The organism is Faecalicatena orotica, from assembly GCF_905197545.1.
GTDB classification, from domain to species: Bacteria; Bacillota; Clostridia; order Lachnospirales; family Lachnospiraceae; genus Faecalicatena_A; species Faecalicatena_A orotica.
The window spans coordinates 106,504-121,139 of the sequence record NZ_CAJJZH010000004.1 but is presented as its reverse complement, the minus strand read 5'-3'; the positions used below and the strand labels follow the sequence as shown (position 1 = coordinate 121,139).

The window sequence follows — 14,636 nt, the reverse complement described above, 5'->3', positions numbered from 1 at the left end:
GATTCATTGACACGCTCTAAACTTATTCTAGTCCATTACTTCCTCTGTTTCTGACTCAAACGACGCCCGGTCCGAGGTAACATCAAAGACCAGTTTCTTCCCCCTCCAGAACTGGTAGCGCACAAGGCAGGCAGGACTTTCTTTTATCATCCTCTTCATACTCCCCATCTGCGGTGCATGAAGTCCCAGTGCATGTTCGCTTAGTTTTGTGATTCTCACTTTCATCTTCCCCTGTGTGAGTGTGACAGTGTCGGGTCCATAATCAGTCACCCGTGCACCATAGTAGGTTCCTAGCCTGTACTCTCGTCCCTTGTAATGAATCGCGCAGATACAGCCCAAAAGGCTGACTCCGAACACTGGGACATCTGCCACGGAAACCATGATACTGTTTTTTTCCTGCATTCCAAATCCGCACTGTGTCCAGAGATATGTCTTTGGGAAGGAAGATCCCCAGTCCGTCTCAATGTATCCGCGCCCTCCTGTAAACACGACCCGCTCGCCATTAATCTTCAGACTCCCGGCCAGGTCATGGGCCATACTGATCACGCCGTGATGGCACTGCAGACAGGGAATCCATCGAAAAAATCCCATAATGTCGCCCTTGATCTTCCTGAATTTCGAATACATAATCTGCCCTTCAACCGAAACCCGGGAATCGTGTATTTTAATCCGGATTCCCTTTTCCGAAAATACATTTTCTCCTATTTTTACACAAAACTTTTTTCTGCTGATCCTGCAGCTTTCAACCGGGTAAGTGAAGTACCATGCACCGTCATCCAGCACGACCTGTATGGAGGCTGACCAGCCTCCTTTTTTATCTGCGTGCAGTGCTGGAATAAATGCAATCGTCTTCCCCATGTTCTGATGTTTTAAATACCAGCCTTCAAAATAGGGATAGCGCCTGCCGATCCCGTGAAAGTATTGTTCTTTCATCTAGTCCTCCTCCCATATATAACATTCGGTATCTTCCTGCGCGGGCTCATCAAGCTTTCTCCCCTGATAGTCAAACCGTGAACCGTGGCATGGGCAGTCCCAGCTTTTTTCCTGTGCATTCCATTCCAGCTGGCAGCCAAGGTGGGGACATTTGACAGATACCGCATACTTTTTTCCTGTTTCGGATTTATATACCCCGTATTTCTGGCCGTCATGTTCTATCACAGCACCCTCGCCAGGCCGTATTTCCTCCAGTTTTTCTTTCGGTATGCCCGCTGCGCGTTTCAGAAGTCCGGCTGCCGCGTGCCCGCTGTCTTTGATAAAATTTGCTGCCGATGCCTGAATGTTATACCTCTGGGGGAAAAATACATCCGCATAAGGGCACTCTCTTTTCAGAATCAGGTCTGTCAGTATCATTGCAGATACCATAGAGCTTGTCATACCCCATTTTCCAAAACCAGTGGCTACATACCAGTCCGGACAGGAGCGGCTGAATAGCCCGATATAGGGAATGTTGTCTAAAGTCATACAGTCCTGTGCCGACCATCTGGCAGTTTCTTTACATCCGGGCCAGTATTTTTCCGCCATATGCGCCAGATAGTCATAAGAGTTCCCCGCCGTCTTCTTTCCTGTACGGTGTCCGCCCCCGCCGATCAAGATTTCTTCGCCCGCGCTTCTGAATGACAATGCATCTTCATCGATTCCATAATACATACCGTTAAGACTGCATGTCTGTTTTACGGAAACAACATAACTTCTCTCCTGATGCATCCTCATAAAGTAATATCCCGGAACATTCTGAAATGGATAGTGACATGCAAACACGATGTTCTTAGCTGTTACCTGCCCCAGATCCGACGTTACAGTGTGTCCCTCCACATGCTTTACTTTTGTATTTTCATAGATCTTCAGATCCCCCGCAATGCTGTACAAGAATTTCAATGGGTGGAATCTTCCCTGATTTTCGAATTTCAGGGCTAGTTTTACCGGAAACGGAAGCTCGGTCTTTTCCGCCAGTTCCCCCGGAATCCCGAGTCTTTTTGCCGCCTCATATTCCTGTCGCAGCCTTTTTGAATCGACAGAAGTATACAGATAAGCCGGGCAGTCCTCCCACTGACAGTCCATCTGGTACTTCTCTACAAGAATCCGATACCGGTGTATTGCCTCCTGATTTGCGGCTGCATACTGCCCGGCTTTCTCCTTCCCCACGCTCTGGAGCAGCCGGTCATAGATCAGACCGTGCTGTGCAGTTACTTTTGCGGTCGTATTTTTCGTCTGCCCGCTGCCGATTCTGTTCTCTTCCAGTATCACACATTCCACACCCGCCTGCTCCAGAAAATGAGCCGTCAGGACTCCCGCCATTCCGCCTCCAATGATGACAGTATCTGTACTGATATTTCCCGACAACGGATCTCTTTTTCCGGCAGATGCCGATATACTCCATATTGATTTTTTCACCATTTACGTTCACCTCATCAATAGGATTGACCGGACTGGAAATTATATACATGGCAGTTCCCAGACTTACAAAACATGTTCCTGAACGTTTTTTTATTTTCTGGATAAAATTGTAATTTTTTTCACAATACCATTGTCTTTATTGTATTAATGTGCTAAATTATTAGGGTAGATTTATTGTTTTTTTCGTACATTCGTTTTCTATGCAGTCAGTCAACAGCAGTACCTGCCAAACACAGGTCCACATTCTGAGAGGATTTGAATATGAAGATTTCAACATTTACCGGATCACTGTCATCAGGCCACTTACCTGACAACCCAACATGGTATATAGACACCTGCAAAAGAAAGCTGCTTTTTATCTCTTCCAATGCAGATGCCTTGCGCAGCAACATTCAATTAATCAGGCCACATCTTAAAAATGTTGACACAATCATTCTCTCTGCAGGCTGTACAGACGTGTCCAGAGAGCTTCAATATTTTCTTGCAGTCTGCCCCTGTGCAGACTTTTATCTCCCCCGAGTCCCCTCAGAAAAATATGTTCTGGATATTAATAAGAAACTAAACGGATACTGTCAGGCGGAACTGAAGGACAGTATCTTGTGCCGCACACATTTTACGGATGACATATACAGCATCGGGCAGCATTTTCTCATATTTGGAAATGACACCCGGCATTTAGCTGCAAAAGAACACAGACAGAGTCTGCTAGTCCAAAAAAGCAGCCATGCCGTGCTGTTTTCCAACACTGACAGGACTGCTTCTTCAGACAGAAATATCCTCACCTCTGCCCAGAAATTAACCCGGGCACAGATCAAATATATTTATGACTGCGAGGGTGGACATCTGGTACAGACAAATTATTCAAATTTTTGTTCATGATTAAGAAACAATTTCTCGACAGGCGGCGAAAGTCCGCCTGTTTTTACGTCTATATCCAGAATATTCTGAATACGGATCGCAAAAGGGTCTGACCCCTATGAAGATACATGCAGTATTCTTTCTGCATTCTCGATCCGCTCTTTTGAAGGCGGTTCTACTCCTTCCAGTGGATATGAAAGTCCAAGTTCTTTCCACTTGAAGGTGCCCAGTGTGTGATAAGGCAGTACTTCTACCTTTTCCACGTTTCCCAGTGTCTGGACAAATGTATCCAGCCTTTCCAGATATTCGTCCTGATCGCTTCTTCCGGGTACAAGGACGTGTCTGATCCAGACCGGTTTTTTAGTCTCTGATAGATATTCCGCCAGATCCAGTATATTCCGGTTGGTACATCCGGTCAGAATCTGGTGCTGTTCTTCATCGATATGCTTGATATCCAGCATAATCAGGTCTGTATATTTCATCAGTTCCTGCATTTTGCTGAAAAATGGTTCTTCTCTTGTAAATGGATTGCCGCTTGTGTCCAGTGTCGTGTGAATTCCTTCTTCCTTTGCCTTCCGGAATAGTTCTGTCAGGAATTCAATCTGGAGGAGGGGTTCTCCCCCGCTTACTGTAATACCGCCCTTACTTCCCCAGTAAGAGCGGTATTTCTTTGCCTGCTTCAGCAGTTCGTCCGCCGTGTACGGCGTACCTGCCTGCATATTCCACGTGTCCGGATTGTGGCAGAACTGGCAGCGCATTGCGCACCCGCTCATAAAGATCACATACCGGACACCCGGTCCATCTACAGAGCCAAAACTTTCAAGGGAATGAATATACCCTTTTTTCTCTGTCTGCTCTGTCATTTTTTCACCTCTGACTAAATATTAGTACTTATAAAACTACATCTCTGCGTGGCATGTTCTGGAGATTACATCCATCTGCTGCTCACGTGTCAGGTCGATAAACTTCACTGCATATCCGGATACACGAATGGTGAAGTTTGCATATTCTTCCTTCTCCGGATGCTCCATTGCGTCGATCAGCTTTTCTTTTCCAAAGACATTTACGTTCAGATGGTGTGCACCCTGCTCAAAATATCCGTCCAGCACGTGTGTCAGATTGTCGATTCTCTCCTGGTCATCGTGTCCGAGTGCTCCCGGATTGATCGTCTGTGTATTGGAAATACCGTCCAGCGCCTCTTCATATGGAAGCTTTGCAACTGAATTCAGAGATGCAAGCAGACCGTTCTGCTCTGCACCATAGGACGGGTTGGCTCCCGGTGCCAGCGGCTCTCCTGCTTTTCTTCCATCCGGAAGAGATCCTGTTGCCTTGCCATATACGACGTTTGATGTAATGGTAAGGATTGATGTGGTCGGCTCTGAATTTCTGTAGGTGTGGCATTTTTTCAATTTACCCATGAATGTCTTTAGAAGCCAGATCGCGATGTCGTCTGCCCGGTCATCATCATTTCCGTATCTCGGGAAGTCTCCCTCTGTCTCGTAGTCTACAGCCATTCCGGTCTCATCGCGGATTACTTTCACCCTGGCATATTTGATCGCGCTTAAAGAGTCAACCACATGTGAAAATCCAGCGATACCTGTTGCAAATGTACGTCTTACGTCTGTGTCGATCAGTGCCATCTCTGCCGCTTCATAGTAGTATTTATCATGCATGTAGTGGATCATATTCAGTGTATCGACATACAGCTTGGACAGCCAGTCCATCATCTTGTCATATTTATCCATGACCTCATCGTAATCCAGATACTCTGAGGTCACTGGTTTGTATGCAGGCGCTACCTGCTCTCTTGTCTTCACGTCCACGCCGCCGTTGATTGCGTACAGCAGGCATTTTGCAAGGTTTGCACGTGCCCCGAAGAACTGGATTTCCTTGCCTGTCTGTGTTGCGGATACGCAGCAGCAGATAGAGTAATCATCTCCCCATACTGGGCGCATCACATCATCGTTCTCATACTGGATGGAACTTGTCGTAATAGAAATGTGTGCGGAATATTTCTTAAATGCCTCTGGCAGGCGTGAAGAATACAGTACTGTCAGGTTTGGCTCCGGTGACGGTCCCATGTTTTCCAGTGTGTGCAGGAAGCGGTAGTCATTCTTTGTAACCATAGAGCGTCCGTCCTGCCCGAGACCTGCCACTTCCAGCGTAGCCCATACCGGGTCCCCGGAAAACAGTTCATTATAAGAAGGAATTCTGGCGAACTTCACCATTCTGAACTTCATAACCATATGGTCGATCAGTTCCTGTGCCTCTTCTTCTGTCAGGATTCCCTTCTCCATATCTCTCTGGATGTAGACATCCAGGAATGTTGAGATTCTTCCGACGCTCATTGCAGCCCCGTTCTGTGTCTTTATCGCTGCAAGATATCCAAAATACAGCCACTGAACTGCTTCTCTTGCATCTTTGGCCGGCTTTGAAATATCGTATCCGTAAACAGCCGCCATGTCTTTCATCTCTTTCAGGGCCTTTAACTGATCGGCAACCTCTTCCCTGAGACGGAAGTCCGTCCCCTTCATACCATGTCTCTCTGTCTCATTGAAATCGTCCATCTTCTTCTCAAGCAGAAGATCGATTCCATAAAGAGCCACACGGCGGTAATCACCGACGATACGCCCTCTTCCGTAAGTGTCTGGAAGCCCTGTAATGATCTTATTGTGACGTGCTCTCTTCATTTCCGGTGTATAAATATCGAATACACCCTGATTGTGTGTCTTGTGGTATTTTGTGAAAATCTCATGCAGCTTTTCACTCGGCTGGTATCCGTATGTGGTGCAGGCCTTCTCTGCCATATTAATACCGCCGTACGGCATAAAAGCTCTCTTAAGAGGCTTGTCTGTCTGGAGTCCCACAACTGTTTCCAGATCCTTCATCTCTTCATCAATATATCCCGGCCCATAAGCTGTCAGCCCTGAAACAACCTCTGTCTCCATATCCAGAACGCCGCCTTTTGCACGTTCTTCCTTCTGTAATTCCTGAAGTTTTCCCCAGAGTTTATTCGTTGCCTCTGTAGGTCCTGCTAGGAAACTTTCGTCCCCGTCATAAGGTGTGTAGTTGTGCTGGATAAAATCGCGTACATTAATGTCGTCTTTCCAGAGTCTCCCCTGAAATCCGTCCCACTGCTCAAAATGTGTCATATTCGAAAATCCTCCTTTAGTAAATAAGGTTTATCTTTTTTCCTCGCCTAGTATAACATCACGTTAAATAAAAGACAAGAGTTTAAGTGATAATCGTTATCATTTGATGCATTGTACGCAATTTTATACAATATCTAGTGTCAAATCCTGTTCTCACCCACTACTTTCAGTGACCGTAGAAGATGTAAATGTACCAATCCTAATAGTGCATGACGACCGGGGTCCCGGTGGATATCATGCTGTATAATGTCCCCGCCGCATCCAGGGGCATATTGATGCACCCATGCGATCCGATGCTCCAGTACAGGTCACCGCCGAATGCCGGCTGCCATGTCGCATCATGGAAACCAACACCGCCCCATGTCACCTGCATCCAATAATCCACAGGCGTGCGGTATTCCGGTTCCCCGGTTTCGGGCACAATATTTCCTACCAGTGTCGTATTCAAAGACATCAATAAAATGTCATACACTCCCGACGGCGTAGAATGATCATACGGTTTACCTGTCACGACCGCACTCTCAAATGCCACATTTCCATCCACGATATACCACATGTACTGCGCGCTCAGATCCACCTCGATAAACGTTTTTCCCCAGTCCTGCGCCTCGTGGGTTGCCGCCCTCTGCTCATAGACAGGTTCCTTTGTTACCGTTTCACCGGCCTTGATACTTGCAAGCAATGCCTGTGTCTCCGAAGCTTCGTCAATCGCCCATCCATAGGTCCCTCCACTGACTTCCGTCGCTTTTCCCCAAGGTGTTGTCAAGGGTCTGGAAGCATACAGCGTTTCATACTTTGCGGCAAAATTATTCATATACTCGCCCACCTTGTCTTCATGGAAGGTTACATTCATATTGTCATCCCATGTCAGCCATTGGGCAATCAGCTTGCCGTCCACGACTTCTTTTGCCGGCGCCATGTCGTAAGTGATGCTTGCCTTACAGTACTGGTTGAGAGTGTCGCAGGCCGCTGCCACTTCTTTTGAATCAGAAGTATATTTTGGCTTCTGGTAGCAGTCTTCTTTTTCCAGACTGATTTCTTCGTACAGGCCAAATACCGCATCCGTGATTGCTTTTTTCATCTTTTCCTGATCCACCTTTGTACCGAGTACTTCTTCTTTTACTACAAACTTCTCCCCGTTGAATTCCGGTTTCGCGCTCTGGGGATCAGTCTTTCCTTCATTCTGCCAGCAGCTAAGCCCCTCAATCTTTTCTTCCAGCTTCTTCTCATCAAGGGTAAAGCCCAAGTCAGCCTTGATACTGCTGTCCCCGAAAAACATGGATGGCCACAGAAATGCATTCTGTTCCTCTAATGCCTGCTTTAATTTTTTATTCTTAACATATTTCATCGAAATGTCTGCACCGGCCACTTCTTCCTTCTCCCCCTCCTTCGGGATGATGGTAAGTGTATAGCCCGCTATCTGTTTTTGCAGGTATTTATCCGCATCTTCTGCGGTTTTCATGGAAAAATCGGCCCCATTGATATGAGTGCCGGAATAGAAATGACTCATGAAATAGAAAGAAAAACCTAAATAAATACAAACAATAACCGCTGCCAAAATTCCCAATACAAGTAATAATTTTTTTCTGCTGCCCATCTGCTGTGCCCTCCTCATGTGTATACCTTATTCTGCAGCCTGCGCTGCAGACCCGCCCGCAGGGCATGAGTTACGGTATGCCCTTTAGGGTGAACCTTATTCTGCAGTCTGCGCTGCAGATCTGCCCGCAGGGCATGTGTTACGGTATGCCCTTCGGGTATACTACTATCTTTACATTAAATAGACGGATTTTCAAGGCAAAAGGTTGCATATTTCAGTATTTTTTCTAATTGCTTAATTTTTGAATCCGTTTTACAATAATATTACATGCCAGAAGATGCTGGACAGGTTCTGATTGCATGTCAGTATTATTACGAGAGGTTAATTTTTATTATGGAAATTAGAAAATCGCAGCTGGCAGACCTTGATATTCTTATGAAAATGTATGAAGGCGCACGTTCTTTCATGACGAGTCACGGAAATCCCTCACAATGGGGCAATTCCTATCCGCCGAAGCCTCTGCTCGCCAGAGATATTGAGGAAGGCAATAGTTATGTATGTGAAGAACAGGGGAAAGTTGTTGCCACCTTCTACTATAAACTGGGAAAAGATGACACTTATGCCAAAATTTATGAAGGACAATGGCTGGATGACAGTCCCTACGGTGTCGTCCACAGGATCACCTCGAACGGTACAGTCAGGGGTGCCGCCACGTTCTGTCTGAACTGGGCACTTAAACAATGCGGGAACCTGAAGATCGATACGCACAGAGATAACATGGTAATGCAGCACATGCTGGACAAAAACGGATTTACATACTGTGGAATTATTTATTCCGAGGACGGGACTGAACGGCTTGCCTATCAGAAAAAGATTGGATAAGGCTGTATTGGAATCCTGATTACTTTTTTACGATAAAAGGACAACTCTGTTAAATTTCAGAGTCGTCCTTTTTTTCATACTAACTTTAATTTCATTTACAGGTTCTGCCCACGCATCCCCCAATAGATTTTTTCGGATGTGACTGGTAATTCCCGGATCATGACGCCTGTCGCATTCTGGACGGCGTTTGCAATTGCGGGAGGCGGGGTGTTGATGACGATCTCGCCGATTGATTTCGCCCCGAACGGCCCGGTCGGCTCATAACTGCTTTCAAATTCAACACGGATCTCTCCCACGTCCAGACGGCTTGGAATCTTATACTGCATGAAGGAATTGCTGTAATTTTTCCCTTTGTCGCTGTATACAACATCCTCATATAACGCCATGCCAATTCCCTGCGCGATACCGCCCTCTGTCTGTACCCTCGCAAGATTCGGGTTGACCACGGTACCACAGTCCACGACTGCCACATAATCTATAAGTTCAAGCTGTCCTGTCGCCTTGTCAATCTCCACCTCGGCCATGCCGACCATGAAAGGCGGCGGTGAAATTGGGGAACTGAAGGCCTCACTCGCATACAATGCATCTTCGTTGCTGCACATGACACGATTTCCGATCTCTGCCCTTGAGATGCTCTCACTTGTTTTTAAATTCACGACCTGATTCCCGTCAAATTCGATATCCCCGACAGGACAGTTCAGGTACTCTGCACCCTTTGCACAAATCTTCTCTCTTAACGCTTCACATGTTCTGACGACCGCCATACCTGTAACATAGGTGGTGCTGGAGGCATAGGACCCGCAGTCATAAGGTGACGAATCCGTATCGACCCCATGCACGATGATGTCTTCCATCTCACAGTCCAGACACTCTGCAGCTATCTGTGCCAGTATGGTATCACAGCCCGTACCCATGTCTGTCGCACCGATCATCAGGCTGTAGAAACCATCGTCATTTACCTTGATCCCGACAGATGCAGTATCCAGTGCGGAAATTCCGGACCCCTGCATTGCCATTGCCACACCTACACTTCTGACCTTATCGTTTCCCATGTCCCGGCACGGATATTTGCTGTCCCAGTCTATCATTTCCTTCGCCCGCTGTAAGCAGCGGTCCAGTGCACAGCTGTTTGCCGTTTCCCCGTAATATGCGGGCATAACCTGACCTTCTCTGACAATATTTTTCTCCCGGAGTACGACCGGGTCCATCCCCATCTTACCCGCAAGTTCATTAACCGCGGATTCGACTGCAAAGATCCCCTGCGTCGCACCATATCCTCTGTACGCGCCGGCAGACATGACATTTGTGTAAACAACATCGTAAACAAAACGGAATGCTTCCGCCTTTCCATACAGTGGGATCGATTTATGTCCTGAAAGGCCGACCGTCGTCGGGCCGTGCTCACCAAATGCACCGGTATTGGACAGCGTATATACGTCGATTCCCTTGATGATGCCGTCCTTATCTGCCCCCACACGTACATGGACTTCCATCTCATGTCTCGGGGAGGAGGCAATAAACGATTCTTCTCTCGTGTAAATGATCTTTGCAGGTTTTCCCGTCTTCCAGGTTACCAGTGCCGGATAAACCTCCGTAACCACGGTCTGTTTTGCCCCGAAGCCACCGCCTATCCTTGGCTTGATTACGCGGACCTTTGACTTCGGGATATCTAGTGCATTTGCAAGAATCCGGCGGACATGGAACGGAACCTGTGTGGAGGATACAATATTCAGCCTGCCATATGCATCCAGATATGTGTATGTACGGAACGTTTCCATCATGGCCTGCTGGTTTGCCTTTGTATGGTAAACCCTGTCCACAACATATTCGCATGAGTCCAGAACCGAATCGATATCGCCTGCCGAGTCTTCCTCATGTGCACAGAGATTTCTTTTATTATCTGCCCCCACCGGACAGAGGCTCTGCCAGTTGTCTTCGGGATGCACAAGAACCGGGTTGTCCTTTGCCTTTCGAAAGTCAAGGAGAGGTTCCAAAACCTCATACTTCACCTTGATCAGCTTCATAGCCTTATTCACAGCCTCTTTGCTGTTCCCGGCAATCACTGCCACTGCATCTCCCACGAAGCGGACACGCTGGTCCAGAATCAGCCTGTCATAAGGGCTCGGCTCCGGATAGCTCTGTCCTGCCATTGTAAATCGTTTATCCGGGCAGTCTTCATAGGTCAGGATACATTCAATCCCCGGTACTGCCAGAGCCCTTGTCAAGTTAATATCTTTGATCAGGGCATGTGCATGAGGACTCCTTAATACCTTTACGATCAGGCAGTCGGACGGCGCTAAATCATCTGTATAGACTCCCTGTCCCGTTACAAGCGCCTTCGCATCTACTTTCGGAACCGGCTGATTCACGATTCTCATGAACACACCTCCTCTTTGCTCTGTAAATACTTCTGGATTGCACGCAGCTGTCCCATATAGCCGGTACATCTGCACAGGTTTCCTGATAAATATTCCTTGATCTCTTCTATATCCGGATTGTGGAGTTCCTTAACCATCGCCAGAACATTCATGATGAATCCGGGAGAACAGAATCCACACTGTTCTGCTCCTTCATTTGCCAGAAAACGGCCAAATTCCTCTGCGTCTTCCTTTACCCCTTCCAGCGTTGTAATCTCATGCCCTTCCATAGCCGCTGCCAGAACCGAACATGACAGGCGTGATCTGCCGTCAATCCAGACTGTGCAAAGCCCGCAGTTGGTCGTCTCACACCCGCATTTTACACTGTGGCAGCCCAGAGAGCGCAGAACATCCAGAAGTATCGTATCCGCACCGACTTCTGCTGCCGTCTGTTTTCCATTTAATATAAACTTCACTTCCATCTATCTGCCCTCCGCTAAAATAGAACGCATGGAACGCAGGATCAGTACTTCCGCCAGATGCTGGCGGTACTTCGCGCTGCCTCTCATATTCGTACCATAGGTAAACTGTGATGCCGCCTCTTTTGCATAAATTTCCAGCTGCTCGTCAGAAATATCCTTCGGGATCTCCCACTCCTTTTCCAGAACAGCCGCCTTCATCGGACGTGCCCCCACTGAAAAATACCATGTTTCTTTCCCATGTACCGGCCCGGTTACAACCGCACACGCCAGAACCGGGAAGTCTGTCTTCGTCTGTCGGATGGAATCGTAACGAAGCTTCCGGTTACTTTTTCTGATAATAATAGAAACTAAAATATCTTTATCGCTCTTGTGGTTCACAAACTCAGACAGGCGGATTGTTCCGCCGTTATATAATTCTACAAATGTATCAAGAGCCAGCAGACATGTCAGCACATCGGAAAATCCGAACCGTCCGTAGATGCTCCCCCCTACAGTCGCCTGGTTTCTGAACTGGACCCCTACGATATGATGCAGTGCCTTTGCGATAGCGTCCCCATACATCTCCCTCAGCCCCTCGTGCTGCTCCAGCTGTCTGAGTGTGCACATCGCGCCGATCTTGAAAACATGGTCGTTCTCCTCGATCTGGTCCAGCCCCAGATCCGACAAATCTATAATCGTCTGTACTTTCGCGTTCCCCAGCCGCATCCACATCATACCGCCCATCACACGGGCGTTCCTTGCCTGATTCAGCTCATAGGCCTCCTCCAGGGATTTCGCTTTCACATAATTGTTAATCGTAAGCAAAATAGCTCTCCTTTCTTTCGTACAATCATGACATTCCCATACTAAAATATCATATACTAAAATGCGGGGGAATTCAATAAATAATGACTGGAATAACAGAAAGAGGGAAGCCGGAGTTCTTCTGTCAGCTCCGGGCTTCCCCCTCTTTTATTTCATTTCATTGAGAACGATTGTATTTAGGATTGCATCCTGATTTAATATAATAATCTTGTTCCGCCGCGTCATGATCCAGTTCTCCTGTTTCCATTGTGTCAGTACACGCGCAACAGACTGTCTCGACAAGCCCGAGGCCATTGCCAGATTCTTCTGGCTGACTGTGATATACATACCTTCTTCACACTTTTTGGCACTAACCATCAGCCTGGCAATCGAATAGGCCAGTTTTCCGTCCGCCTCCATGTAAATCGTATTGATCAGTTTCCTGCTCGACTGGTTGATCCGTCCTATTAAATCCTGAAACAAGGCAGAGACCACATTATGGTTTTTCTTCAAAAATTCGCAAAACGCCAGTTTCGGAATCAGTACGGCTATGGTGTCCTCCTGTGCAATAACATTGCAGGGCTGCGGCTGATTTCCAAGAACCCCCATCTCACCGATGTAATCTCCTCTGCGCCTGATCTTAACCAGCATCTCTTCTGTCCCTTCAAATCCGATGTAAACCAGTGCACAGCCGGAATAAATGATTACCATATACGGCACATCCCTGTCACGCCTGTAGATATACCCGCCACGCTTGATAAAAAAACTGAAGCAGGCCCCGGCCAGTTCCGCCAGTTGTTTTTCAGGTACGTCTCTAAAAATTGAGGCCTCCTTCAGACATCCGGTTATCTGTTTTTCCTTTAAGTCAACTTTTTTCCACGAATCTTTTTCCTTCCGGCTCATAATCCTGCTCCTTTGTACTCAGCAGATAATCCGCTGCCAGCTTGCTGTAGGCTGCAGTCCCCTCGATCAGCGCATCCTCATTTATATCATAGTATGGGTTATGGAGAGGTTTCGTATGTTCTGCATCCCCTGAACCCATGAAAAAATACATACCGGGAAGCTGCTGCTGATAAAATGCAAAATCCTCTGCAGCCGCAGTCTTCATTCGGTCACTTACCTGTTCTTTTCCGGCCAGCGATTCTAATACCTGCCGTGTAAAATCTGCCAGCACCGGATCATTATAAACAGGTACGCAGACATTATGATATTCGATCCCGACCTCCACACGGTAGGCTGCTCCTATGTTTCTAAGGACTCTGTAAAATGAGTGTTCAAATACCTCGCACAGCTCTGTTTTCCTGTAGCGGATAGTTCCCCCGAATTCTACTTCTTCTGTAATAATATTGCACCTGCTTGTGGAACTGTTGATATAACCGACTGTTACAACCGCCATCTCCTCCGGGTCAGTCTCACGGCTTACCAGTGTCTGGAGCGACTGGATCATAGCGGAAGCCGCTACCACAGGATCTACGGACAACTGCGGCTGTGAGCCGTGCCCGCCGCCCCCGCTCACCTTGACTTTAAAGATTACATTTGCCGCGGTAAAATCTTTCTCATCCATAAAAAAACTTCCTGTTGGATATTCTGCTGACTGGTGAAGTCCAAAGATCGCACTACAGTCATCAAGTACCCCCGCCCTTAGCATTATCAGTGCACCTGCGCCTATTTCTTCTGCCTGCTGGAAAATCAGTTTTACATTTCCACATAGTTTTTCCCTGTGCCCGGCCAGAATCTTTGCCGCCCCCAGAAGCATTGCCATATGGGCATCATGACCACAGGCATGCATACAGCCGTCATTTTTTGATTTATAGGGCGGATTCCCGAGCTCCTGGATCGGAAGGGCATCCATATCGGCCCGAAGCGCAGCCGTCCTGCCCGGCATTTCCCCCTCTATGATACCGACAACTCCATATGGCGGTATGATCGTGTATGGAATCTGAAGTTTTTCCAGTTCCTCACAGATCTTTTCTGATGTTCCCCGTTCTTCCATTACCTGTTCAGGGTTATTATGGAAATAACGCCTGAGTTCCCTGACATATGTAAACACATACTCAGCTTGTTTCCGATACCAGTTTCCGTCCGATATCACTGCATTGAGAATCTTAGAATGCGCTGGCCTTACCTCTGTGGCCGGAAACACCGGATACTCGTCTTCCTGTTTTAATCCCATTGTACCATCCTCCAATCA

The 14,636-nt window shown here is 47.3% G+C and carries 12 protein-coding genes; 2 read left to right on the top strand and 10 right to left on the bottom strand.

Annotated features, from left to right (window positions below):
- Positions 1 to 27 precede the first annotated feature (27 nt).
- Entirely contained in the window at positions 28 to 933 is a 906-nt protein-coding gene (locus ABIN22_RS10035) for a tocopherol cyclase family protein (protein WP_109732972.1), read from the bottom strand.
- The gene (locus tag ABIN22_RS10030; RefSeq protein WP_346908330.1) at positions 934 to 2,394 is read right to left on the bottom strand and encodes an FAD-dependent oxidoreductase; all 1,461 of its coding nucleotides are present in this window, start codon (positions 2,392 to 2,394) and stop codon (positions 934 to 936) included. It lies immediately after the preceding gene.
- 261 nt (positions 2,395 to 2,655) lie between these two features.
- Between ABIN22_RS10030 and ABIN22_RS10025 the strand changes: the two genes are divergently transcribed.
- Positions 2,656 to 3,273 carry an MBL fold metallo-hydrolase gene (locus tag ABIN22_RS10025; RefSeq protein ID WP_346908328.1) on the top strand — a complete coding sequence of 206 codons (618 nt, stop codon included), beginning with the start codon at positions 2,656 to 2,658 and terminating at the stop codon, positions 3,271 to 3,273.
- 95 nt (positions 3,274 to 3,368) lie between these two features.
- Here the strand turns inward: ABIN22_RS10025 and pflA are convergent, their stop codons facing one another.
- From pflA to ABIN22_RS10010, 3 genes are all read right to left on the bottom strand, one after another.
- Positions 3,369 to 4,115, bottom strand: coding sequence for a pyruvate formate-lyase-activating protein (gene pflA, locus ABIN22_RS10020; RefSeq protein ID WP_118618102.1), 747 nt, complete (start codon positions 4,113 to 4,115; stop codon positions 3,369 to 3,371).
- 36 nt (positions 4,116 to 4,151) lie between these two features.
- Positions 4,152 to 6,404 carry a formate C-acetyltransferase gene (gene pflB / locus ABIN22_RS10015; RefSeq protein WP_346908326.1) on the bottom strand — a complete coding sequence of 751 codons (2,253 nt, stop codon included), beginning with the start codon at positions 6,402 to 6,404 and terminating at the stop codon, positions 4,152 to 4,154.
- 199 nt (positions 6,405 to 6,603) lie between these two features.
- Positions 6,604 to 8,001, bottom strand: coding sequence for a L,D-transpeptidase family protein (locus ABIN22_RS10010; RefSeq protein WP_118618098.1), 1,398 nt, complete (start codon positions 7,999 to 8,001; stop codon positions 6,604 to 6,606).
- A 333-nt stretch (positions 8,002 to 8,334) separates the two neighbouring features.
- Here ABIN22_RS10010 and ABIN22_RS10005 point away from each other — a divergent pair, with 333 nt between their 5' ends.
- Positions 8,335 to 8,823 (top strand): GNAT family N-acetyltransferase, encoded by a 489-nt coding sequence (locus ABIN22_RS10005; protein ID WP_109732966.1) that lies wholly within the window; start codon positions 8,335 to 8,337, stop codon positions 8,821 to 8,823.
- Between the two features lie 95 nt (positions 8,824 to 8,918).
- Here the strand turns inward: ABIN22_RS10005 and ABIN22_RS10000 are convergent, their stop codons facing one another.
- From ABIN22_RS10000 to ABIN22_RS09980, 5 genes are all read right to left on the bottom strand, one after another.
- Positions 8,919 to 11,201, bottom strand: a complete 2,283-nt coding sequence (locus tag ABIN22_RS10000; protein ID WP_346908323.1) for a xanthine dehydrogenase family protein molybdopterin-binding subunit — start codon at positions 11,199 to 11,201, stop codon at positions 8,919 to 8,921.
- Positions 11,198 to 11,662, bottom strand: coding sequence for a (2Fe-2S)-binding protein (locus ABIN22_RS09995; RefSeq protein WP_118618094.1), 465 nt, complete (start codon positions 11,660 to 11,662; stop codon positions 11,198 to 11,200). Before ABIN22_RS09995 ends, ABIN22_RS10000 begins: the two co-directional genes overlap by 4 nt.
- The gene (locus ABIN22_RS09990; RefSeq protein WP_118618092.1) at positions 11,663 to 12,466 is read right to left on the bottom strand and encodes an FAD binding domain-containing protein; all 804 of its coding nucleotides are present in this window, start codon (positions 12,464 to 12,466) and stop codon (positions 11,663 to 11,665) included.
- A gap of 147 nt (positions 12,467 to 12,613) precedes the next feature.
- The gene (locus ABIN22_RS09985) at positions 12,614 to 13,348 is read right to left on the bottom strand and encodes a Crp/Fnr family transcriptional regulator (protein ID WP_346908320.1); all 735 of its coding nucleotides are present in this window, start codon (positions 13,346 to 13,348) and stop codon (positions 12,614 to 12,616) included.
- Entirely contained in the window at positions 13,311 to 14,618 is a 1,308-nt protein-coding gene (locus tag ABIN22_RS09980) for a M20 metallopeptidase family protein (RefSeq protein WP_346908318.1), read from the bottom strand. Before ABIN22_RS09980 ends, ABIN22_RS09985 begins: the two co-directional genes overlap by 38 nt.
- Positions 14,619 to 14,636: the final 18 nt, after the last annotated feature.